This window comes from Mycolicibacterium psychrotolerans (assembly GCF_010729305.1).
Taxonomy (GTDB): Bacteria; Actinomycetota; Actinomycetes; order Mycobacteriales; family Mycobacteriaceae; genus Mycobacterium; species Mycobacterium psychrotolerans.
The window spans coordinates 2965244-2986531 of record NZ_AP022574.1 but is presented as its reverse complement, the minus strand read 5'-3'; the positions used below and the strand labels follow the sequence as shown (position 1 = coordinate 2986531).

The 21288-nt window shown below is 69.2% G+C and carries 23 protein-coding genes; 6 read left to right on the top strand and 17 right to left on the bottom strand.

All coding sequences use genetic code 11. From position 1 onward, the window contains the following. Positions 1-7 precede the first annotated feature (7 nt). The 4 genes from G6N45_RS14575 to hrcA all read right to left on the bottom strand — a co-directional run bounded on the left by G6N45_RS14575 (position 8) and on the right by hrcA (position 4155). Positions 8-1069: a PhoH family protein gene (locus G6N45_RS14575; RefSeq protein WP_163722951.1), complete on the bottom strand. Its 1062-nt coding sequence runs from the start codon at positions 1067-1069 to the stop codon at positions 8-10. Positions 1070-1170: 101 nt separating this feature from the next. Further along, on the bottom strand, positions 1171-1911 hold the full coding sequence (locus G6N45_RS14570) for a 16S rRNA (uracil(1498)-N(3))-methyltransferase (protein WP_163722950.1): 741 nt from the start codon (positions 1909-1911) through the stop codon (positions 1171-1173). A 9-nt stretch (positions 1912-1920) separates the two neighbouring features. After that, entirely contained in the window at positions 1921-3066 is a 1146-nt protein-coding gene (dnaJ, locus tag G6N45_RS14565; protein WP_163722949.1) for a molecular chaperone DnaJ, read from the bottom strand. 57 nt (positions 3067-3123) lie between these two features. Continuing rightward, positions 3124-4155: a heat-inducible transcriptional repressor HrcA gene (gene hrcA, locus G6N45_RS14560; protein ID WP_057148931.1), complete on the bottom strand. Its 1032-nt coding sequence runs from the start codon at positions 4153-4155 to the stop codon at positions 3124-3126. Between the two features lie 152 nt (positions 4156-4307). On the opposite strand from hrcA, the gene G6N45_RS14555 reads away from it, so the two are divergent. Further along, positions 4308-4622 (top strand): type II toxin-antitoxin system VapB family antitoxin, encoded by a 315-nt coding sequence (locus G6N45_RS14555; RefSeq protein ID WP_163722948.1) that lies wholly within the window; start codon positions 4308-4310, stop codon positions 4620-4622. A 13-nt stretch (positions 4623-4635) separates the two neighbouring features. Here G6N45_RS14555 and G6N45_RS14550 read toward each other — a convergent pair whose 3' ends face one another. The 6 genes from G6N45_RS14550 to G6N45_RS14525 all read right to left on the bottom strand — a co-directional run bounded on the left by G6N45_RS14550 (position 4636) and on the right by G6N45_RS14525 (position 10924). After that, positions 4636-5847 (bottom strand): cytochrome P450, encoded by a 1212-nt coding sequence (locus G6N45_RS14550; RefSeq protein ID WP_163722947.1) that lies wholly within the window; start codon positions 5845-5847, stop codon positions 4636-4638. Further along, a complete protein-coding gene (gene mhpA, locus G6N45_RS14545; protein ID WP_163722946.1) occupies positions 5844-7403 on the bottom strand; it encodes a bifunctional 3-(3-hydroxy-phenyl)propionate/3-hydroxycinnamic acid hydroxylase MhpA in 1560 nt (519 codons plus the stop codon). Before mhpA ends, G6N45_RS14550 begins: the two co-directional genes overlap by 4 nt. Beyond that, on the bottom strand, positions 7400-8341 hold the full coding sequence (locus G6N45_RS14540) for a fumarylacetoacetate hydrolase family protein (protein ID WP_163722945.1): 942 nt from the start codon (positions 8339-8341) through the stop codon (positions 7400-7402). The genes mhpA and G6N45_RS14540 overlap by 4 nt, the downstream gene beginning before the upstream one ends. Then, entirely contained in the window at positions 8338-9438 is a 1101-nt protein-coding gene (locus G6N45_RS14535; protein ID WP_163728434.1) for a VOC family protein, read from the bottom strand. Before G6N45_RS14535 ends, G6N45_RS14540 begins: the two co-directional genes overlap by 4 nt. Before the next feature lie 171 nt (positions 9439-9609). After that, positions 9610-10485: a 1-acyl-sn-glycerol-3-phosphate acyltransferase gene (locus G6N45_RS14530; RefSeq protein WP_246228690.1), complete on the bottom strand. Its 876-nt coding sequence runs from the start codon at positions 10483-10485 to the stop codon at positions 9610-9612. A 52-nt stretch (positions 10486-10537) separates the two neighbouring features. Further along, entirely contained in the window at positions 10538-10924 is a 387-nt protein-coding gene (locus G6N45_RS14525) for a nuclear transport factor 2 family protein (protein ID WP_163722944.1), read from the bottom strand. Positions 10925-10971: 47 nt separating this feature from the next. Between G6N45_RS14525 and G6N45_RS14520 the strand changes: the two genes are divergently transcribed. After that, complete coding sequence (locus G6N45_RS14520; RefSeq protein ID WP_163722943.1) at positions 10972-11832, top strand: LLM class F420-dependent oxidoreductase; 861 nt, start codon at positions 10972-10974, stop codon at positions 11830-11832. Here the strand turns inward: G6N45_RS14520 and hemW are convergent, their stop codons facing one another. After that, positions 11833-13020 (bottom strand): radical SAM family heme chaperone HemW, encoded by a 1188-nt coding sequence (gene hemW, locus G6N45_RS14515; protein WP_163722942.1) that lies wholly within the window; start codon positions 13018-13020, stop codon positions 11833-11835. Between the two features lie 342 nt (positions 13021-13362). Between hemW and G6N45_RS14510 the strand changes: the two genes are divergently transcribed. The 4 genes from G6N45_RS14510 to G6N45_RS14495 all read left to right on the top strand — a co-directional run bounded on the left by G6N45_RS14510 (position 13363) and on the right by G6N45_RS14495 (position 16856). After that, positions 13363-15036, top strand: coding sequence for a nitrite/sulfite reductase (locus tag G6N45_RS14510; RefSeq protein WP_163722941.1), 1674 nt, complete (start codon positions 13363-13365; stop codon positions 15034-15036). An 18-nt stretch (positions 15037-15054) separates the two neighbouring features. Further along, entirely contained in the window at positions 15055-15750 is a 696-nt protein-coding gene (locus G6N45_RS14505; RefSeq protein ID WP_275998305.1) for a phosphoadenylyl-sulfate reductase, read from the top strand. Next, positions 15729-16463, top strand: a complete 735-nt coding sequence (locus tag G6N45_RS14500) for a sirohydrochlorin chelatase (RefSeq protein ID WP_163722939.1) — start codon at positions 15729-15731, stop codon at positions 16461-16463. The genes G6N45_RS14505 and G6N45_RS14500 overlap by 22 nt, the downstream gene beginning before the upstream one ends. Positions 16464-16583: 120 nt before the next feature. After that, a complete protein-coding gene (locus G6N45_RS14495) occupies positions 16584-16856 on the top strand; it encodes a metal-sensitive transcriptional regulator (protein ID WP_163722938.1) in 273 nt (90 codons plus the stop codon). A gap of 1 nt (position 16857) precedes the next feature. On the opposite strand, the gene G6N45_RS14490 is transcribed toward G6N45_RS14495, so the two are convergent. The 6 genes from G6N45_RS14490 to G6N45_RS14470 all read right to left on the bottom strand — a co-directional run bounded on the left by G6N45_RS14490 (position 16858) and on the right by G6N45_RS14470 (position 21205). Continuing rightward, positions 16858-17931, bottom strand: coding sequence for a sulfate/molybdate ABC transporter ATP-binding protein (locus G6N45_RS14490; RefSeq protein ID WP_163722937.1), 1074 nt, complete (start codon positions 17929-17931; stop codon positions 16858-16860). A gap of 31 nt (positions 17932-17962) precedes the next feature. Beyond that, positions 17963-18775: a sulfate ABC transporter permease subunit CysW gene (gene cysW, locus G6N45_RS14485; protein WP_163722936.1), complete on the bottom strand. Its 813-nt coding sequence runs from the start codon at positions 18773-18775 to the stop codon at positions 17963-17965. Further along, positions 18772-19617 carry a sulfate ABC transporter permease subunit CysT gene (gene cysT / locus G6N45_RS14480; RefSeq protein WP_163722935.1) on the bottom strand — a complete coding sequence of 282 codons (846 nt, stop codon included), beginning with the start codon at positions 19615-19617 and terminating at the stop codon, positions 18772-18774. The genes cysW and cysT overlap by 4 nt, the downstream gene beginning before the upstream one ends. Continuing rightward, positions 19614-20651, bottom strand: coding sequence for a sulfate ABC transporter substrate-binding protein (locus G6N45_RS14475; RefSeq protein WP_163722934.1), 1038 nt, complete (start codon positions 20649-20651; stop codon positions 19614-19616). Before G6N45_RS14475 ends, cysT begins: the two co-directional genes overlap by 4 nt. Before the next feature lie 133 nt (positions 20652-20784). Then, positions 20785-20877 (bottom strand): Ms4533A family Cys-rich leader peptide, encoded by a 93-nt coding sequence (locus G6N45_RS28400; protein WP_350355961.1) that lies wholly within the window; start codon positions 20875-20877, stop codon positions 20785-20787. A 109-nt stretch (positions 20878-20986) separates the two neighbouring features. Beyond that, positions 20987-21205, bottom strand: coding sequence for a hypothetical protein (locus G6N45_RS14470; RefSeq protein WP_163722933.1), 219 nt, complete (start codon positions 21203-21205; stop codon positions 20987-20989). Between the last annotated feature and the right edge of the window lie 83 nt (positions 21206-21288).

Below are 21288 nucleotides of genomic sequence, written 5' to 3'. Positions count from 1 at the left end.
GGTCGCGTTACCGCCTCGACCGGTTCCCGGTGCCCGACGCGCGTCGCTGGGCCCGGTTCATCAGGCTCGGCTCCTCGGCCCTGGCGTAGGCGTCCACGATCTCGGACACCAGCCGGTGCCGGACCACGTCGGCACTGGTGAGTTCGGCGAAGTGGATGTCGTCGATGCCGGCGAGGATGCGCGTCGCGGCGTTGAGACCCGAGGGTGCCCCGCCGGGCAGATCGACCTGCGTGATGTCGCCGGTGACAACGATTTTGGAGTTGAATCCGAGCCGGGTGAGGAACATCTTCATCTGCTCGGCGGTGGTGTTCTGCGCCTCGTCGAGGATGATGAACGCATCCGAGATCGTGCGGCCGCGCATATAGGCCAGCGGCGCCACCTCGATGACACCGGCGCTCATCAGCTTCGGGATCAGCTCGGGGTCCATCATGTCGTGCAGGGCGTCGTACAGCGGTCGCAGGTACGGGTCGATCTTCTCGCTCAGCGTGCCGGGCAAAAAGCCCAGGCGCTCACCGGCTTCCACGGCGGGCCGGGTCAGGATGATGCGGCTGACCTGCTTGGTCTGCAGCGCGCTGACGGCTTTGGCCATGGCCAGATACGTCTTGCCGGTGCCGGCGGGGCCGATGCCGAACACGATGGTGTGGTTGTCGATCGCGTCCACGTAGCGCTTCTGGTTGAGCGTCTTGGGCCGGATCGTCTTGCCGCGCCGGCTCAGGATGTCGAGCGTCAGCACCTCGGCCGGCGACTCGTCCACCGTGCCGTCCTGCATCCCGGTGAGCATCGCGACGCTGTGGCGCACGGCCTCGGGCGTCAGCCGCTGGCCGCTGCCCACGATCTCGATCAGCTCGGAGATCGCCCGCTCGGCCAGCGCGACGTCGGCCGGCTCGCCGGAGAGGGTCACGGCGTTGCCGCGGGCGTGGATGTCAGCGGAGAGCAGAGTCTCCAGCGCCCGCAGATTCTCGTCGGAGCGGCCAAGCAGGCCCACGACCAGGTCGGGCGGCACGTCGATTCGGCTGGTGCTTCGACCGAAGTCGTCGTCCGAGCCTGCGTTCGTCTCGCGGGGCGTCACGTGGGCTTTTCTGCCTGCTTCCTGTGCTGATCGAGTGCTTTGACGTCCCAGTTTAGCGCCGCGGCGAAACAGGTCCAGTCGGTATGCGGGCGTCGACCTCGTCAGGCCCAGCGTGACGTCAGCACCCCGAGCGCGCCCAACGCGACGGCCGCCGCCGTCGAGGTGCGCAGCACCGTCGGGCCCAGCCGCACCACCACGGCACCCGCGTCGGTGAGCGCGGCCAGTTCGGCGTCGGTGATGCCGCCCTCCGGTCCGACGACCAGCGTCACCGCGCCGGTGTCCGACAACGGCACGTCGCTCAGCGGACGGCTGGCCGACTCGTGCAGCACCAACACCGTGCCCGGGCGCTGTGATCGCACCCGGTCGGCCAGGTCGGCGGTGGACACCACGCCCTCGACGGTGGGGATGTGGGCACGCCGGGACTGCCGCGCCGCCGACCGTGCCACCGCTGCCCACCGGCGCAGCCCCTTGTCGATCTTCGCGGCGCCGTCCCAGCGCGCCACGCAGCGCGCGGCCTGCCAGGCGACGAAGGCGTCGGCCCCCACTTCGGTGGCCAGCTCGACGGCCAGTTCGGCCCGCTCGGACTTGGGCAGCGCCTGCACCACGGTCACCGTCGGCGCGCGGCGGTCGAGATGCCGTCTCTCGTGCACGCGCGCCGTCAGCCGGCCCTTGGCAACGCCCTCGACGACGCAGCGAGCCACGGTGCCCGCACCGTCGCCGAGGTCGAGCTCCTCGCCGGGACGGATCCGGCGCACGGTGGCGGCGTGGAACCCCTCGTCACCCTCGACGACGGCCAGGTCACCGACGCCGGGAACCGTGTCGACGTAGAAGAGGGTCCGCACCCGACGGGCCTAGCGGCCGGTGAACGTCTCGCGCAGCCGGGAGAACAGTCCGCCGCCGTTGTTCGACGCCGCGGCCGCCGAACTGCGCACCTGGGCGGTGTCGCGGTGGCGTTCCTTGTAGGCGCGCAGCAGTTCCACATCGTCGTGATCGAGGCGGGAGGGCACCACCACGTCGATGTGCGCATGCAGGTCGCCGCGCACGCCGGAGCGCAGGTGCGGCATGCCGTGGCCGCGCAGCGTGGTCACCGACCCCGGCTGCGTACCCGCCGCGATCGTGATCTCGGTCGGCCCGTCCAGGATCGCCTCGACCGTCACCGACGTGCCCAGCGCGGCGTCGACCATCGGCACCGAGATGGTGCAGTGCAGGTCGTCCCCGTCGCGGACGAAGACGTCGTGCGGCTTCTCGTGCACCTCGACGTAGAGGTCGCCTGCCGGTCCGCCGCCGGGTCCGACCTCGCCCTGAGCCGCAAGCCGCACCCGCATGCCATCGCCGACACCGGCCGGGATCTTCACGCTGATCTCGCGACGGGCCCGAACGCGGCCGTCGCCGGCGCACCGGTTGCACGGGTCGGGGATCACCTCACCGACGCCGCCGCACACCGGGCACGGCCGCGACGTCATGACCTGACCCAACAGCGACCTCTGCACGGTCTGCACCTCGCCGCGTCCGTGGCAGGTGTCGCAGGTGACCGGCGTCGAGTTGCCGTGGGTGCCCTTGCCCTGGCACAGGTCGCACAGCACCGCCGTGTCGACGGTGACCTGTTTGGTCACCCCGGTCGCGCACTCCTCGAGGTCGAGGCGCATCCGCAGCAGCGAGTCCGAGCCCGGCCGGACCCGGCCGATCGGACCGCGCGACGAGGCGCCGCCGCCGAAGAACGCCTCGAAGACGTCGCCGAGGCCCCCGAACCCGCCGAAGCCGCCGCCGGCAGCGCCCGCGGACTCCAGCGGATCGCCGCCGAGGTCGACGATCCGGCGCTTCTCCGGGTCGTTGAGCACCTCGTACGCGGCGCTGACCTCCTTGAAGCGCGCCTGCGCCTCTTCGTCGGGATTGACGTCGGGGTGCAGCTCCCGGGCGAGCTTGCGGTAGGCGCGTTTGATCTCCGTCTCACTGGCGCCTTTGCTCACCCCGAGCAAGCCGTAATAGTCGCGTGCCACGCTCAACCTCTCCCACCCGTCGCTCCGCGCGGTATACCCCCGCAGGGGCCGCGCGGATCAGCGGTTACCTAGGACTTCGCCAATATAAAGAGCAACTGCGGCGACGTTGGCGATGGTTCCCGGATAGTCCATCCGTGTGGGACCCAACACACCCATGCCGCCGAAGACCTTGCCAGAACTACCGTAAGCGGTGCTCACCACCGAGGTGCCTGCCATCTGCTCGGCCTCGGTCTCGTGCCCGATCCGCACCGTCACCTTGCCCGCCTCCTGCTGCTTGGCCAGCAGCCGCAGCACCACCACCTGCTCCTCGAGCGCCTCGAGCACCGAGCGCAGCGAGCCGCCGAAGTCGGCGGTGTTGCGGGTCAGGTTCGCCGTCCCGCCGAGCAGCAGCCGTTCCTCGGTGTGCTCGACCAGGGTCTCGACGAGTACGGTCGCCGCCCTGCCGACCGCGTCGGCCAGGCCGCCCTGCCCGTTGAGATGGGACGCCAGGTCGGACACCGCGACCGAGGCCGCGGCCAGCGGTTTGCCTTCGAGCGCCTGCCCGAGCAGCTCCCGCAATTGCGCGAGCTGACCCTCGTCGATCCCGTCGCCGAGTTCGACGATGCGCTGGTCGACCCGCCCGGAGTCGGTGATCACGACGAGCAGCAAGCGGGCGGGCGTCAGCGCGACGACCTCGAGCCGCCGCACCGACGAGGTGGACAGCGTCGGGTACTGCACGATCGCGACCTGCCGGGTCAGTTGGGCGAGCAGCCGGACCGCACGGCGCAGCACGTCGTCGAGGTCGACGCCGGATTCGAGGAACGTCAGAATCGCGCGCCGCTCCGCGGTCGACATCGGCTTGACGTCGTCGAGGCGGTCGACGAACTCCCGGTAGCCCTTCTCGGTGGGCACCCGACCGGAGCTGGTGTGGGGCTGGGCGATGTAGCCCTCGGCCTCCAGTACCGCCATGTCGTTGCGGACGGTGGCGCTGGACACGCCCAGATTGTGCCGCTCGACCAGGGTCTTGGATCCGATGGGCTCCTTGGTCGCGACGAAATCGGCGACAATCGCGCGGAGGACTTCGAATCGGCGCTCGTCAGCGCTGCCCATTGTTCACCCCACTTCATCGAGATCGTGACCGTCGGGTTCAGTTTACGGTGCTCAACGGCGGTGTTCTCGACCGAGAGGCCGGCGGCGCAGGGCCGGGTTAACCTTGCAGGGCTGGGTGTGTGCGGGGGTACGGGGCAAGCAAAGGCGCGTCGATGATCTTCAAGGGTGTCCGCGATGGCAGGCCCTATCCTGACCACGGCTTGTCGCACCGGCAGTGGGCCCAGATCCCGCCGCGCCAGATCCGCCTCGACGAACTGGTGATGACGACCACGGTGCTCGCCCTCGATCGGCTGTTGTCCGAGGACTCGACGTTCTACGGCGACCTGTTTCCCCACGCGGTCAGGTGGCGGGGCAACATCTACCTCGAAGACGGGCTGCACCGCGCGGTGCGGGCCGCGCTGCGCAACCGCACGGTGCTGCACGCCCGGGTGTTCGACATGGACGAGCCGCTGCCGCATTCGCGCTGAGAGCCGGCCGCGGTCACCCGGCGACCAGGCGGACGGGGGCGTGTTCGAGGCGGCGAATGATGTTGTTGACGGCCCAGATCGGCTCTCCGAGAGTCTCGATGCGCTCGACACGATCGAGCAGCGCTCGAAGCACGGCGGCGGTCTCCAGCCGCGCCAGCCCCTGCCCCGCGCACGCGTGAGCGCCGTTGCCGAACCCGACGTGCCGCCCGGCATCCCGACGAATGTCGAAGAGCCACGGATCTTTCCACTCGTGTTCGTCGCGGTTGGCCGAGGCGTACAAGGCGAGCACGCGTGCCCCCGCCGGGACGCTGACCCCCGCGATGACGCTGGTGGCGCCGGCCTTCCTGGTGAAGGCCCGCAACGGTGACTCGAAGCGCACCACCTCGTTGATCGCGTTGGGCAGCAACGACGAGTCCGCCTTGAGCAGCTCCCACTGCTCGGGATGGGTTGCGAAGAGGTGGATCGCGCTGGAGATGGCGCTGATCGTGGTGTCCAACGATGGCGCGATGTAGTCGATCAGCAGCGCCGGCACCTCATCGCGCCCGATGTCGCCGTCGTCGGCTGCGGCGAGCAGTTCGTGCGCCATGCTGCCGGGCAGCACGTTGCGCTCGCGGACCACGCGCCGGGCGAACCGCAGCATCTGCACGCTGCGGGGCACCGCCGTGAGGGCCTGCCAGTTGGCCGTCCCCAGCATGTCGAACGTCGCTGCGCCCCAGCCGAGGAGATGGTCACGCTGATCATGCGGCCATCCCACGAGATCGGGCACGACCGCCAGCGGAAGCACGGTGGCGACATCGGTCACCGCATCGACGGTGCCCCGGCGCACGGCGGCGTCGACGATGCGGTGAGCCTGCTCGTCGACGGCCTCGCCGAGACCGCGCAGGGCGCGAGGCATCAGACGGTGGGCGACGAGTCGGCGGCGTCGCTCGTGCTCGGGGCCGTCGCTGTTGAGCGTCGTGCCGCGCGAGAGACGATTGACCACTGGGTTGGCGGCCACCCCGTCGCCGGACAGGTACGTTCCGTCGTCGCGCAGGGCCGCTTTGCATTCGGCGTACCGCGGAAGTGCATAGAGCCGGTGGCGGGCCAACCACACCACGGGACCGAGGGCACGCAACTCCCGGTAGCGGGGATAGGGGTCGAGGATGGCTGATCTGCTGTAGACGCTGGGCCGATAAATGGGGACGTCCTCGGAGCGACGAAACACGTGCACCTTTCCTGCCGTCATCGACGCACCCCCGGTGCGAAGCCTGCATGCGTGGCGAACGACGGCAGCGTCCGGCACAGCGCGGTGATGTCGTGGCCGGCCGCCATGACGGTGCGGTCGGGTCGGATGACGGCGGCGGTCACGCGGCGGTTCTCGAGCCAGCGGGCCAGTTCTGAGTTCGGTGCGGCGTAGATCGCCCGCGCACCCCGATCCGCCACGACGGTGTGTTGCGCCGGTGTGAGCGCCACCGTGGTGAGCAGGGCGAAGCCGAGGTCCAACTCCTCGTCGAGGCGGCGCCCGTCGTCCAGCACCGGGTTCGGGCACAGGCGCCCCGCGATACGGCGGGTGCGGAGGCTGCGGCGAATCAACGGCGAGGCGGACAGCGGCGGGGTCTCGGAGTCGACCACCTTGGCACGCAAGCCGGGAACCAGGTGCAGGCGCGGCAGAACGAACCGCCTTATCGCAGAACCGGTCTCGCCACCGGCGGTCATGGCGCGTCCGATGTTGCGCGCCAGTGAGATCATCTGCCGGGTGTGTGGTCGGCGTTCCCGTTCGTAGCTGTCCAACGCGCTGGGCGCCAAGGCGCCCCGGTGGACGGCGGCGATCTTCCACGTCAGGTTCATCGCGTCCCGCAGTCCGGCGCCCATGCCCTGGCCGACGAACGGAGGTGTCAGGTGCGCCGCGTCGCCGAGCAGGAAGATGTTGCCGGCCCGCCAGCGATCGGCGATCTGGGCGCGGAACGTGTATTCGGTCACCCGGATCAGCTCCAGCTCGGCGTCGCCGGCCGTATGGGTCCACGGGGCGATCAACGGCCGCAGTGCGTCCAACGTCTGGAAGTCGGCGGCCGACTCATGCCGCAGGAGGGCGAATTCCCATCGGTACCGCGTCCGACCGATACGCATGTAGGTACCGGCACGGTGCTGATCGCAGACCTGGTGCACACCCTCCCACTGGCCCAGATCGGCGGCGGTGGCGATGTCCACCACCAGCCAGCGCTGCTCGAAGTTCAAGTCCCGCATCGTCGACCGCATCGCGTTGCGCACCATGCTGTTGGCACCGTCGCAGCCCAGTACGTAGTCGGCGGTGATCGCGAACTCTCGACCGCTCGCCCGGTCCGCGGCGCGGAGCCGCAGTCGGCCGCCCGACTCCTCGGTGACATCGAGCACCTCGGTGTCGCCACAGAACTCGGCATGCCGGTAGCGGGTGAGATTGCGTCGCAGCAGCTCTTCCAGCTCTGGCTGATCGAACATGTTGGCGGCAGGAAAACCGTTGCGTGTCAACGCGGTATCGCGGCGAAACTCGGCGAGCACCGTCAGATCTCGGTCGACCAGGCGCAGACCGCGGGCCGGCCGGGAGATGGCGGCGAACTCCTCGGCTATCCCGAGCCTGGCCACGATCCGGCAGATCTCGTCGTCGAGGTGCACCGCCCGGGGCTGCGGGTATACCTGCGCCCACCGATCCAGCACCACGGTGTCGGCGCCGTACTGCGCCAGCAGCGTGGCAGCCGTGACGCCGGTGGGCCCGCCGCCGACGACGGCGACTGTGACGTGCCGGACGGGAGCATCCGCCCCACTCATTGCGCGTATCGCACCGTGAGCCGTTGGACGCCCAGATCGAGGGCGCCGTCGTCGGTGGCGACCGAGGCCTCCACGACGTCACCGTGCTGCAGGTACTTCGGGTTCTTCGCCTGGCGGGCGAAGAACGCCTTCCACTTGACGGCTGGGGGAAGGAGATTGCCGATGATCTCGATCGGTTTGGGCGGCGCGCTCAGCGCGGTCCCCACGGGAGTGCCGGTGAGAATGAGGTCCCCGGCGGCCAGATCCTGGAACCGCGTCAACGCCTGCAGCGCCTGCAGCGGGCGGTACAGCATGTCGCCCTCGACGAGCGCGTTCTGGCGCTCCTGCCCGCCGACACCGAGCCTCAGGCGCAGATCCCCGAAGCGGGACAACTCGTCGCCCTCGAGGAGGACCAGCGCGGGCCCCACCGGGGTGAAGGTCGGGTAGGACTTGGCCTCGTAGAACTGGGTCTGCGGAAGCTGGATGTCGCGCGCCGAGACGTCGTTGGTGATCGTCAGCGCGGCAACGTGATCGGTCAGATTCGCGTCGGTGATCGTGGTGCCGACGGGAATGTCGCGGCCGATGACCAGACCGATCTCGACCTCGTAGTCGAGCAGCCGGACATGCGCGGGCCGCACGATCTCGCCGTGCGGCCCGGTGATCGAGGCCGACGACTTGCGAAAGAAGGTGAGCGGCACGGTCTTCGGGTCCATCCCGGCGTCCTTGACGTGGGACTCGAAGTTCGTCATCTGCGCGACCACCCGGCAGGGCGCGGTCACCGGCGATACCAGCTGCAGGTCGTCGATCGCGACGGAGCCGCCGGTGGCCGCAGCGGCGGAGACGGCCGCCCGGTCGGCCAGCAGTTCGGCGGTGCTGACCGCGTTGGTGGCGATCTCGGCTGCGCCCGTCGGGGTCTGTACCCACCAGGCGTCGGAGGTGCGGAGGACGGAGATGCTCACGAGGTGGCGACTTTCAGGAGGCCCAGAAGGCGGTTGAGGTCGAACTCGTTGTCGTCGCGCAGGGCGTGATACATCGACATGGCCTGTCGGCCTGCTGATTTCGGGCCTGCGTCGAGGAAGTCCTTGGTCACCGGCGGACCCCACTGAGCCAGGCCGCTGGCGGTGAACGGCGCCCAACCCGGCTCGAGCGTGTTGTCGAACAGGTCCCCGTCGGCGAAGTGCTCCACCAGGAAGCCGTCGGGGTCGCGCCAGTAGTCGAACAGTTGGCTGCCCTGGATGTGGCGGCCGATGCCCCAAGAGCGGCGATAACCGCGCTCGAGCAGATACTCACCGCCGGCGGCCAACGCATCGAGATCGCTGACCTGATAGGCCGAATGCACGTACCGGTTGGCCGGACCCAGCGCCAACGCCAAGGTGTGGTGATCGGCCGGGGTGGCGCCCCGGTCGCAGCGGATGAAGCTCATCGCCGGTCCGCGGTCGCGCTGCCCGGGGAAGTACAGGAAGTCGCTGACGATCATGCCGAGGGTGTCCAGGTACCAGTTGAGTGTCTTGAGGTACGTGGTCGACTGCAGAACCACGTGCCCGAGCCGTTGCACGCGGGCGGGCACCCGGGGCGGCCGCACCGTGGCGTTGATGCGCGGGCCGCTCCGCGCGGTGTTCCCCAGCTGCGGCACCTGGACCGGCTGGGCGGGAAGCTGCTGCAGTCCCCCGACGACCTTCACCGGTGTGCCGCTCGGGTCGGCCAACTGCACCGCCACTCCTCCGATCACCTCGGGCAGGGCGTGCACCGCGGCGCCGGTTTTGTCGGCCAGCCGCAGCACGTCCACCTCGTCGGCGGCACGGAACGCGACGCCGCCGAACCGGCTGCGAGTGCCGCTGCGCAGGATCGCGCACGGACCCCCCGCGTCGGTGCCGCGCAGGTGCAGCTGCTGGGGGGTGCGCAGCGCCACGCCGAAGCCGAAGGCGCGAGCGAATGCCTCCGCCTTCGACAGGTCGGGCTTGTCGAACTCCAGCCAGGCGATGTCGGCCACCCGGATGAGGGGGTTCGCCGCGCGGCCGGGATGCTCGCCGCGCAGGCCGCCCTGCTCGCTGTGCATGTCTTTGTGCCCGTGGTGCACGGGCGCGGAGGTGTCTGCCACATTGCCGCCTTTCGCTGTGACTGATGAAATCGTCACATGCGATGCTGGGCTCAGTCAAGGTCATCTGACGAAATGCTCAACACTGATATGAGCAGCCGGGAACCCGCGAATCGGCCGTCGGGGCTTGCCTCAGCCCAGTAGGGGTCGACGCCCGCTGGTGAGTGCGGTCAAGGCGTCCTGCATCGCGTGCTCGACGCGAGCCGCGAACTGCTGCGCGGTCTCGTCCCGCTCCGGAGTCATCGGCGTGAGCACCCGGGTGACGAGCTTGGTCGGCAGCGGAAGATACGGAAGCAGGCCCACGGCGCCGATGTTGAGGCCCCACGGCAGCGACACGCTCACCGGCAACGTTTTGAGGCGCGCGATCTTGTCGAGCCGGAGAGCGCGGGCGAGCCCCTCCCCGCTGGAGAGCACCAGCAGTGACTCCCCGGCCCCGGCGGTCACCACCGGAACGATCGGCACGTTCTGCTCGAGGGCGAGGTCGGCGAAACCCGCGCGGCCGTCGAAGATCACGCGATTGCGGTCCGCGAAGGTCTTCCCTGCGTCCTTGTCGCCGCCGGGAAACACCAGCACGTGATGTCCCGCGTCGAGTGCCTCGACGGCACTGTCCCGGCCCGCCGGCCGCGCACCCAGCGGCTCGAGCAGCCTCCCGACCCCGAGCGTCCACGCCAGCTGGTGCGTCAACACCGTGACGGGGCGGTCCAGCGTCAGCGCGTCCAACGCAGCGCGCACGGCGAACACGTTCAGGTCGATGACGCCGCCGAAACCATGGTTGGCGACGAAGAGCACCGGCTCCTCGGGTGCGGCCATGTCCGCGTCGATCTCCAGCCGGTGATACCGACGAACGAATTCCTCCCCGGCCGCGGCGATCCCGGACATGGCGCGCGCTATCGCATCGTCGACGATCCCGTCGGCCCCGAGGTTCTCGGCGATGTTCTCGAGTGCGGCCAGCGCGCCCTCGGTGAGCTTCTCGAGCCCTTGTCGTCCGCCGTCGGAATCGTCGCCCATCCCGTCAGTGTGGCAAACCGCCGAAGTCAGGACCTCGGCGCCGCGCAAGGGGCTACCTGTTCTGCGGCCGTGGCTGCGCGCCCGGGTCACCGGGGTCGATCTCGACCGCGTAGGAGGTGATCTTCGTGATCTTCTCGTCGGCGAACTCGTAGATGGCACAGCTGGCCACCGCCGTCACCCCGTCGGGGCGGATGTAGCGCACGACGGTGTCCACGGCGACCACGCCGGCACCCACGGCGGTGACACAGCGGTCGAACTCCCGTCGGGTGCCCTCGAGGCTCTCGAGGGTGTCCCGGCACGTGCGGCGCACCGCGTCTGCGCCCTCGAGGACCATGCCTCCGACGATGGTCCACGTCACGTCCTTGGCGAGGTGGTCCAACGCGTCGTCGAACCGGTGCTCGGAGAACGCGAGGCCGACCGCGCCGGAATCGAATGTCATGCAACGACGGTAGCGCCCGCGCCCGCGCGCACGGTATGAGTGGACACATGCAATTGACAGGTGTCGGGTTGTGGAGTTCGCAGTTGCGCTACGGAAACCCGGGTGAGGCGGCCGATGCCGCCGCGGAACTCGACGAGCTCGGCTTCCCCGCCCTGTGGATTCCCGACGTGGGCGGACCGGTCCTCGACGTGGTTGACAACCTGTTGTCGGCAACCACCAAGACCGTGATCGCGACGGGCATCCTGAACCTGTGGATGCACGATCCGGCTGAGGTGGCCGCCCGCTACGCCACGCTGACCGAGACCCACGGGGAACGCTTCCTCCTCGGTATCGGCGTCAGCCACGCGCCACTGATCGACTCGCAGGAGCCTGGCCGCTACCGCAAGCCGCTTGCGGCCACCAGGGCCTTCCTCGACGGCATCGACGCCTCGCCGCAGCCGGTACCGACGGGCAACCGGGTGCTCGCTGCGCTGGGCCCCAAGATGCTGGAAATGTCGGCGACCCGCGCCGCCGGAGCGCACCCCTACCTCACGTCGCCCGAGCACACCCACCAGGCGCGCGAGGTCCTCGGCGAGGGGCCGATGCTGCTGCCCGAACAGAGCGTGCTGCTCACCGACAGCAGGGAGCAGGCTCGCGAGATCGGTACGGACTGGCTGAAGTCCTATCTGTCGCTGCCGAACTACGCCAACAACATCCTGCGCACAGGCTTCACCGAGGAGGACATCAGCACGGTCAGCGACCGGTTGTTCGACGCGCTGATCGCCTGGGGAGACGAGGAGACCGTGCTGCGACGCGTCGCCGAACACCGCGACGCGGGCGCCGACCACGTGTGCGTGCAGGTCCTCACCGCCGACCCGCGGGAGTTCCCGCGCGAGCAGTGGCGCCGCCTGGCGGCCGCGCTCGAGTAGTCACCCCAGCAGCGTGCGGACCACCGCGTCGGCGAGCAGTCGCCCACGGTCGGTCAGCACCAGGCGGTCCACTTCGGCGCGCAGCAGGCCGTCGGCGACCAGCTGCGCGGCCGCGGCTCGCTCGGCCTCGGTCAGCAGCGCGGTCGGCAGCCCCGAGCGTAAGCGCACCCGCAGCATCACGTCCTCGACGTGCGACGTGTCCTCGTCGAGGCTCTCGAAATCGGCGACGGGAAGGCGGCGTTCACCTAGCGCGGCGGCATAGGCGTTGGGGTGCTTGACATTCCACCATCGCGTGGCGCCGACGAAACCGTGCGCGCCCGGTCCGGCGCCCCACCATCGGCCCCCGGCCCAGTACCCGATGTTGTGCAGGCATTCGGCTCCGGGCCGGCTCCAGTTCGACACCTCGTACCAGTCCAGCCCGGCGTCGGCGAGCCGGCGGTCCAGCAGTTCGTAGCGACGCGCCAGGACGTCGTCGTCGGGCGCGGGCATCTCGCCGCGCCGGACCTTGCGGGCCAGCGCGGTGCCGTCCTCGACGATCAGCGCGTAGGCGGACACATGGTCGACCCCCGCCCCGATCGCCGCGTCAGCGGACCGCAGCAGGTCGTCGTCGGTCTCCCCCGGCGTGCCGTAGATCAGATCGATGTTGACGTGGTCGAAGCCGGCGTCCCGGGCCTCCCGGGCGGCGTCGATCGCCCCGCCGGGCGAATGCACCCGGTCCAGTGCCACCAGCACGTGAGCAGCGGTGGACTGCATACCGAGCGAGATCCGGGTGTACCCGGCGGACCGTAGCCCCGCGAAGAACGCCGGCGACGTCGACTCCGGGTTGGATTCCGTCGTGACCTCGGCTCGCGGCGCCAGCGTGAAGTGTTCCCGCACCGCGTCGAGCACCTCGGCCAGGCCCTCGGCACCGAGCAGCGACGGCGTGCCGCCTCCGACGAAGACGGTCGACACGTCCGGGACGGAACCGAGGCGGGCGGCAGCCAGGGCGAGTTCGGTTCTCAGCGCCGTCAACCACCCGGCCGGTGTCGCGCCGCCCAACTCGGCCGGGGTGTAGGTGTTGAAATCGCAGTATCCGCAGCGGGTGGCGCAGAACGGTACGTGGACGTAGATGCCGAACGGCGCCCCGGGCGTCACGGCCAGGTCGGGCAGCTGCACGGGTGCCGGACGGACGGACGCGGAACCGGACATGCCCCCATTGTCCCAGCAGGTCGCGCCGCGACCGGCGGCCGAGTCCGGCCGGTGGCCCCTTCTACTCAGCGTGAGTACAAATATGGGCCGGTTGGAGGTGATGCCCCTATCCGTGGCACAATGGCCCACGTGATCGACGCCGGCATCGTGCCCACCCGCGTAGCGCTGGTGATTCGTCGTCACGTCGACTTCAAGCGCGTGTGTAGCTGCTGTTGTTGTCCTTCGTGACCCCGTAGACCCTGCCCACCTGCACTTTCAGCTGGCCGCCGGATCTGCGCCGCCGGACAGCCCCCCGGTGAGACCGCGCGGTGACGAACGCTGGCTTCTATCCAGGAGCCCACCATGACGACAGCGACACCCAAGCCCGCCAAGCGCCCACGCGGCGAAGGACAGTGGGCGCTCGGCTACCGCGAGCCCCTCAACGCCAACGAGCAGGCCAAGAAGGACGACAACCCGCTCAACGTGCGGGCGCGCATCGAGAACATCTACGCCCAGGGCGGCTTCGAGTCCATCGACAAGGGCGACCTGCGCGGCCGTTTCCGCTGGTGGGGCCTCTACACCCAGCGCAAGCCCGGCTACGACGGCACGTGGACCGGGGACGAGAACACCGACATGCTCGAAGACTCTTACTTCATGCTGCGGGTGCGTTGCGACGGCGGCGCGCTGTCGGCGGCGGCGCTGCGCACCCTCGGCGAGATCTCGACCGAGTTCGCGCGCGACACCGCCGACATCTCCGACCGGCAGAACGTCCAGTACCACTGGATTCGGGTGGAGGACATGCCCGAGATCTGGCAGCGGCTCGACGCGGTCGGCCTGCAGACCACCGAGGCCTGCGGCGACTGCCCGCGCGTCGTACTCGGCTCCCCGCTGGCCGGAGAGTCGCTGGACGAGGTCATCGACGGCACGCCGGCGGTGGACGAGATCGTCAAGCGCTACATCGGCAAGCCGGAGTACTCGAACCTGCCGCGCAAGTTCAAGACCGCGATCTCGGGTCTGCAGGACGTCGTGCACGAGGTCAACGACGTTGCCTTCATCGGGGTCGAGCACCCCGAGCACGGACCGGGATTCGACCTGTGGGTCGGCGGCGGGCTCTCGACCAACCCGATGCTCGCCCAGCGGGTCGGGGTCTGGGTTCCGCTGGACGAGGTGCCCGACGTCTGGGAGGGCGTGGTCAGCATCTTCCGCGACTACGGCTACCGCCGGCTGCGGTCGAAGGCCCGGCTGAAGTACCTGATCAAGGACTGGGGCGTCGAGAAGTTCCGGGAAGTTCTCGAGACCGAGTACCTCGAGCGACCGCTGATCGACGGGCCTGCGCCGGATCCGGTGAGCCGACCGATCGACCACGTGGGTGTGCAGCGACTGAAGAACGGCCTGAACGCCGTCGGGGTCGCACCGATCGCCGGCCGGGTGTCCGGGACCATCCTGTCGAAGGTCGCCGACCTCGCCGAGTCGGTCGGCAGTGACCGGATCCGGTTCACGCCGTACCAGAAGCTCATCGTGCTCGACGTCCCCGATGAGAATGTGGCCAAGCTCGTCGAACAGCTTGACGCACTGGGCCTGCCATCGACGCCGTCGCACTGGCGACGCAACCTGATGGCCTGCACCGGGATCGAGTTCTGCAAGCTGAGCTTCGCCGAGACGCGCAAGCGCTCCCAGGTGCTGGTGCCCGAGCTGGAAAAGCGGCTCGAGGACCTCAACGCCGAGCTCGACGTCCCGGTCACCGTCAACATCAACGGCTGCCCGAACTCGTGCGCGCGTATCCAGGTGGCCGATATCGGCTTCAAGGGTCAGATGGTGGACGACGGCGACGGCCCGCAAGAGGGTTTCCAGGTCCACTTGGGAGGAAGCCTCGGCCTGGACAGCGGCTTCGGCCGCAAGCTGCGCCAGCACAAGGTGCTCTCCAGCGAGCTCGGCGACTACATCGAGCGGGTGGTGCGCAACTTCGTGAAACAACGCGAGCACGGTGAGCGTTTCGCTACGTGGGCACTACGAGCAGACGACGCGGACTTGAGGTGATGTGACGTGACCGATGTGATGACGGAGACCGATCTACAAGAGCTGGCCGAGCGCGGCGCGGCGGAGCTGGGGCCGAACGCCTCGGCCGCTGACTTGCTGCGCTGGACCGACGAGAACTTCGGCGGCAACTACATCGTCGCGTCCAACATGCAGGACGCGGTCCTGGTCGACCTCGCCGCGAAGATGCGGCCCGGGGTGGACGTGCTGTTCCTCGACACCGGCTACCACTTCGTCGAGACGATCGGCACGCGCGACGCCGTGGAGGCCGTCTACGACGTCAACGTCGTCAACGTGCGCCCGGAGAAGTCGGTCGCCGAGCAGGACTCGCTCTTCGGCAAGAACCTCTTCGAGCGCACTCCCAACGAGTGCTGCCGGATGCGCAAGGTCGAACCGCTGTCCAAGGCGCTGCGCGGCTACTCGGCCTGGGTGACCGGGATCCGCCGGGTCGAGGCCCCGACCCGCGCCAACGCACCGCTGATCAGCTGGGACAAGGCGTTCGGGCTGGTGAAGATCAACCCGCTGGCCGCCTGGTCCGACGACGACATGCAGGGCTACATCGACACCCACGGTGTGCTGGTCAACCCCCTCGTCGACGAGGGCTATCCGTCGATCGGTTGCGCGCCCTGCACCGCCAAGCCGATCGCCGGCGCCGACCCGCGCAGTGGACGCTGGGCCGGACAGTCCAAGACGGAGTGCGGGCTGCACGCATCGTGAACGCGGGGGCGGGCACGTTGGTGCTGACGGCGCACGGTAGCGCCGATCCCCGCTCGGCGGCCACCGCGCGGGCGATCGTCGAGTGCATCGCTCGCCTGCGGCCCGGGCTGGAAGCCCGCGTCGCGTTCTGTGAGCAGAACACACCGAATCTGGCCGACGTGCTCACAGCCGTCGGGCGGGGCGCGGTGGTCGTGCCACTGCTGCTCGCCGATGCCTACCATGCCCGTGTCGACATCCCGGCGATGATCGCCGACTCCGGGTCCGATGCGCGCCAGGCGGCCGTTCTCGGTGAGGACGACCGGCTGATCCACGTGCTGCGGCAACGGCTCGAACATGCCGGGGTGTCCCGGCTCGACCCGGATGTCGGCGTGCTCGTCACCGCGGTCGGCTCGTCGCACGCGCAGGCCAATACCCGCACCGCCACGGTGGCCCGGGAACTGACGATGACCACGCGGTGGACCGCGACCACGGCGTTCGCCACCGGCCCGTCGCCCTCGTTGGCCGACGCGGCCGCCGTGCTGCGGGACCGCGGCGCTTCGCGGCTGGTCGTCGCCCCCTGGTTCCTGGCGCCGGGGCGCATCACCGATCGTGTCGCAGGATTCGCACGCGCCCAAGGTATTTCGATGTCGGCGCCACTGGGCGCGCATCGCCAGGTGGCCGAGACGGTGCTCGACCGCTACGACGCCGCACTGACGGCCCGCGTAGCGGCTTGAGTCACGTTTCACGAGTTCATCCCACGCTGGCCGGACGGGATGCTTCTGGCCGCTCCGCGCGTTATACCCCCGTGGGTAACATCTGTGTGTTCGTCCGAACAGTGGTGGAAGGGAGCCGTCGTGGTCGGTGATGAGGAAGCCATCAGCGCCGTTCTGAATCGGCTCCGCCGAGCTCAGGGTCAGCTGGCCGGCGTCATCTCGATGATCGAGCAGGGCCGCCACTGCAAGGACGTCGTGACCCAGCTCGCCGCGGTGTCGCGCGCATTGGATCGCGCCGGCTTCAAGATCGTCGCGACCGGTCTGCGGGAGTGCATCGCCGAGGGCACCGCGGCGGACGGCCAACGCGAGATGAGCGTCGACGAGCTCGAGAAGCTGTTCCTCGCGCTGGCCTGAGCTATGAGAGCCGGGCCGGCTCCCCGTCGAGCACGGGACTCTGCGGCGCCTCGTCGGGCAGACTGGGCACCCGGGTGGCCCGCACGTAGACGGTGTCGCCCTGTTTGAGGCCGAGTGCCTCGGCGTCGCCGCGGGTGATCTGGGCGGTGAACGGTGTGTGTGTCGCCGCGTTGGTCAGCTCGACGCGCACCTCGAAGCCCAGCATCACGATCCGGTCGATCACCGCTTTGGTGACGCCGGTGGTCTGAATCGAGTTGTCGCCGTTGGCGATCGCCATGTCGGGGTTGCGGCCGACGCGGATGTCGTGCGGGCGCACCAGCGCGCCGTTCAGCGGCGACACCGCACCCAGGAACGACATCACGAACGCGTTCGCGGGCGTGTCGTACACCTCGGTGGGCGAGCCGACCTGCTCGATGCGGCCCTTGTTCAGCACCGCGATCCGGTCGGCGACGTCGAGCGCCTCCTGCTGGTCGTGGGTCACCAGCACCGTGGTGACGTGCACCTCGTCGTGCAGGCGGCGCAGCCACGCCCGCAGATCCTCGCGGACCTTGGCGTCCAGCGCGCCGAACGGCTCGTCGAGCAGCAGCACCTGCGGATCGACCGCCAACGCCCGTGCCAGCGCCATGCGCTGACGCTGGCCGCCGGAGAGCTGATTGGGGTACCGGGTCTGGAAACCGGCCAGGCCCACCACCTCGAGCAGGTTGTCGACTTTGTCCTTGATCTCGGACTTGGGACGCTTTCGGATCTTGAGGCCGAACGCGACGTTCTCGCGCACCGTGAGGTGCTTGAAGGCGGCGTAGTGCTGGAACACAAAGCCGATGCCGCGCTTCTGCGGCGGCACGTCGGTCACGTCCCGGCCATTGATCGTGATGGATCCCGAATCCGGCTCGTCGAGGCCGGCAATGGCCCGCAACAGCGTCGACTTGCCTGACCCGCTGGGTCCGAGAAGGGCGGTCAACGATCCGGCGGGCACGACGAAGTCGACGTTGTCGAGCGCGGCGAAATCGCCGTAGCGCTTGTTGGCGCCGGTCACGGTGATCGCGTGAGTCGTCGGGCGGGTCGGTGGGCGTTTCACAATCGTCGGTCTTCCGAGTGGTCGTCGGTGTTCATTGTGCGGCCTTGGCCCGGCGGGCGTCGAGGATCACCTGCGCGACGAGGACGAGGACCGCCACCGTCATCAGCAACGTGGCGATCGCGTAGGCGCCGTACTCGGCGCCGCGGTTGTACCGGTCGGCGACCAGCAGTGTCAGGGTCTGGGACTGGCCGGGCAGGTTGGACGACACCATGATGACTGCGCCGAACTCCCCCAGCGTGCGCGCGACGGTGAGCACGATGCCGTACGTGAGCCCCCACCGGATGGACGGCAGCGTGATGCGCCAGAACGTCTGCCACCACTGCGCGCCCAGCGTGGCCGAGGCCTCCTCCTGATCGGTGCCGAGTTCGTGCAGCACCGGCTCGACCTCCCGGATCACGAAGGGCACCGTGACGAAGATGCTGGCCAGCACGATGCCGGGGAAACTGAAGATGATCTTGAGCCCGAAGTCGTTCTCCACGAACCCGAACAATCCCGCCGAGCCCCACAGCAGGATCAGCGCGACACCGACCACCACCGGCGACACCGCGAACGGCAGGTCGATGATGGCCTGCAGGATGCTCTTGCCGCGGAACCGGTTGCGCGCCAGCACAAGTGCCGTCGGCACTCCGAACAGCACGTTGAGCGGTACGACGATCGCGACCACCAGCAGCGAGAGCTGCAGCGCCGAGATGGCCGCGGGGGTACCGACGGAGGCGAAGAAGGCTCCGACGCCCGGGGAGAAGGTGCGCCACAGGATAAGGCCGACGGGCACGAGGACCAGGATCGCGATGTAGCCGATCGCGACCCACCGCAGCAGGAGCCGGACCGCCGGGGACAGGATCACGCCGCCAACTCCTCCCGCTTGGCCGCGCGGGCGCCGACCGCCCGCAAGACGAACAGCACGACGAACGAAATGACCAGCAGCACGATCGAGATCGCCGCGGCGCCCACCCTGTCGTCGTTCTCGATCAGTGTGCGGATCCACTGCGAGGACACCTCGGTCTCGCCGGGCACCGCACCGCCGATCAGCACGACGGAGCCGAATTCCCCGATCGCCCGCGAGAACGCCAGGCCGGCACCGGACAGCAGCGACGGCAGCAGCGCGGGCAGGATCACCTTGGTGAAGATCAGGTAGTTGTTGGCACCCAGCGAGGCGGCCGCTTCTTCGACCTCACGATCGAGCTCGAGCAGCACCGGCTGCACGGATCGGACGACGAACGGCAGTGTGACGAACAGCAGCGCGATGCCGACACCCCACTTGGTGTGCTGCAGGTGCAGTCCGACCGGACTGTTGGGACCGTACAGCGCGAGCATCACCAGGCTCGCCACGATGGTCGGCAGTGCGAACGGCAGGTCGATCACCGAATCCACCAGCCGCTTGCCCGGGAAATCGTCGCGGGTGAGCACCCAGGCCACGATCACCCCGAACACCGCGTTGATCAGCGTCACGCCGATCGAGATCGTCAACGTCACCCGGAAGGACTCCAGCGCGGCGTTGGACGTGACCGCCAGCCAGAACGCGCGCCACCCTCCGGTCGCCGACTGCCACACGATCGCGGCGAGCGGGAGTAGCACGATGACCGACAGCCACAGCGTCGCGGAGCCGACCCGCAGCGAGGTGCTGCCGTGGCGGTTGTGCCCTCCTGGGGGCGTCGCCGGCTCGACCTCCGCGACGGTCGAGGTCATCCCGTGGCCTGCTTGTAGATCTTGGTGATCGAGCCGTTCTCCTTGTCGAACAGCGCCGGGTCGACGTCACCCCAACCGCCCAGGTCGGCGATCGTCCACAGCTTCTGCGGCGCCGGGAAGTCCTTGGTGAACTCGGCGGCCACCGCGGGATCGACCGGCCGGAAGCCCGCCTCGGCCCACAGCTTCTGACCCTCGGGGGTGTAGAGGAAGTTCTTCAGGGCGTTGGCCTGCTCCTGATGCTGTGAGGCCGTCACCACCGCCACCGGGTTCTCGATCTTGAAGGTCTGCGGCGGGTTCACGTGCTCGACCGGCTTACCCTGACGCTCGACGTTGATCGCCTCGTTCTCGTAGGAGATCAGGACGTCGCCGGCACCCTGCAGGAACACGTCGGTGGCCTCACGGCCCGACCCTGGCCGGGTCTTGACGTGCTCGGTCACCAGCTTGTTGACGAAGTCCAGCCCGGCCTGGGGGTTCTTCCCGCCGTCGCTCTTGGCCGCGTACGGCGCGAGCAGATTCCACTTCGCCGACCCCGAGCTCAGCGGGCTCGGCGTGACGACCTCGAGACCGGGCTGCAGCAGGTCGTCCCAGTCCCGGATGTTCTTGGGGTTGCCCTTGCGCACGACGAGCGAGACCACGGAACCGAACGGGATGCCCTTGGTGGCGCCGGCGCTCCAGTCCTTCGACACCTTGTCGGCCTTGACCAACCGGGTGATGTCGGGCTCGACCGAGAAGTTGACGATGTCGGCCGGCTTGCCGTCGACGACGGCGCGGGACTGGTCGCCCGAGGCGCCGTAGGACGTCGTCACCGCGACGCCCTTGCCCTCCGGGGTGGCCGCGAACGCCGGGATGATCTTGCTCCACCCGGGCTCCGGCACCGCGTAGGCCACCAGCGTCAGCGTGGTCTCGGCGTTCGCGCCGCCGCTCTCACCGGCAACGTCGCTCGAGCCGCCGCCGCCGCAGGCGGCGACCAGCGACGTGGTCAGGGCCAGCGCTGCGACCGCGCGCCACCGCGCACCTGGCTTGGGGAGATTCATGGGTGACCTTTCCGGGAGGGAATCGAACCTGTCGGGGGATCCGGTCACGCGGAAGGTGGTGGCGTCGTCGCCGTACGCAGACGGCACGAAGACATCGTTGCCGAACACCTGACCGCCGATCGGGGGTGAGGAATCAGCAACAACAACACACGTCAGCAACGGCCGAGAAACCGACAGCAATGAGCGCCACGATGTGGCCGCCCTTGTTGCCGCACGCCGTTTGCATGGCGCGAAGAATAACACCAGTCCCGGTCAGCGGGTGAGCAGCCACATCAGGATCACCAGCACGATCAGCGCGATCAGCACCAGCGTGACCCGCGATCGCGGCATCCCGCTCATCCGTCACTCCCCTCGGTGTCGTCCGCCGCCTCACCACGCGAGTGCCGAAGGCGCTGTTGCAGCTGAATGCCACGGTCGAGCGCCGCATCCAGCACCACCGCCACGGTGTACGCCAGGGCCAGCACGACCGGGATCACCACCACCGACTGCGCGACGAACGGCAGCCCCGTCAGCCAGAGCTCCACTCCGTCCCACCAGCTCAGGAATCCGCCCACCCGGCCCAGACTAGGCGCACGCGTCCTGGGGGCGAGGCGCAGGCGTGTTCGGGTAGACGCCGAGGTATCCGGCAGTCGATGAT

Coding starts and splice junctions, on each gene's coding strand:
- hrcA (WP_057148931.1), bottom strand. CDS start 4,155: ATGGGCAGCGCTGACGAGCGCCGATTCGAAGTCCTCCGCGCGATTGTC.
- G6N45_RS14555 (WP_163722948.1), top strand. CDS start 4,308: ATGATCTTCAAGGGTGTCCGCGATGGCAGGCCCTATCCTGACCACGGC.
- G6N45_RS14550 (WP_163722947.1), bottom strand. CDS start 5,847: ATGACGGCAGGAAAGGTGCACGTGTTTCGTCGCTCCGAGGACGTCCCC.
- mhpA (WP_163722946.1), bottom strand. CDS start 7,403: ATGAGTGGGGCGGATGCTCCCGTCCGGCACGTCACAGTCGCCGTCGTC.
- G6N45_RS14535 (WP_163728434.1), bottom strand. CDS start 9,438: ATGCACAGCGAGCAGGGCGGCCTGCGCGGCGAGCATCCCGGCCGCGCG.
- G6N45_RS14530 (WP_246228690.1), bottom strand. CDS start 10,485: ATGGGCGACGATTCCGACGGCGGACGACAAGGGCTCGAGAAGCTCACC.
- G6N45_RS14525 (WP_163722944.1), bottom strand. CDS start 10,924: ATGACATTCGATTCCGGCGCGGTCGGCCTCGCGTTCTCCGAGCACCGG.
- G6N45_RS14520 (WP_163722943.1), top strand. CDS start 10,972: ATGCAATTGACAGGTGTCGGGTTGTGGAGTTCGCAGTTGCGCTACGGA.
- hemW (WP_163722942.1), bottom strand. CDS start 13,020: ATGTCCGGTTCCGCGTCCGTCCGTCCGGCACCCGTGCAGCTGCCCGAC.
- G6N45_RS14510 (WP_163722941.1), top strand. CDS start 13,363: ATGACGACAGCGACACCCAAGCCCGCCAAGCGCCCACGCGGCGAAGGA.
- G6N45_RS14505 (WP_275998305.1), top strand. CDS start 15,055: ATGACGGAGACCGATCTACAAGAGCTGGCCGAGCGCGGCGCGGCGGAG.
- cysT (WP_163722935.1), bottom strand. CDS start 19,617: ATGACCTCGACCGTCGCGGAGGTCGAGCCGGCGACGCCCCCAGGAGGG.
- G6N45_RS14475 (WP_163722934.1), bottom strand. CDS start 20,651: ATGAATCTCCCCAAGCCAGGTGCGCGGTGGCGCGCGGTCGCAGCGCTG.
- G6N45_RS28400 (WP_350355961.1), bottom strand. CDS start 20,877: ATGCAAACGGCGTGCGGCAACAAGGGCGGCCACATCGTGGCGCTCATT.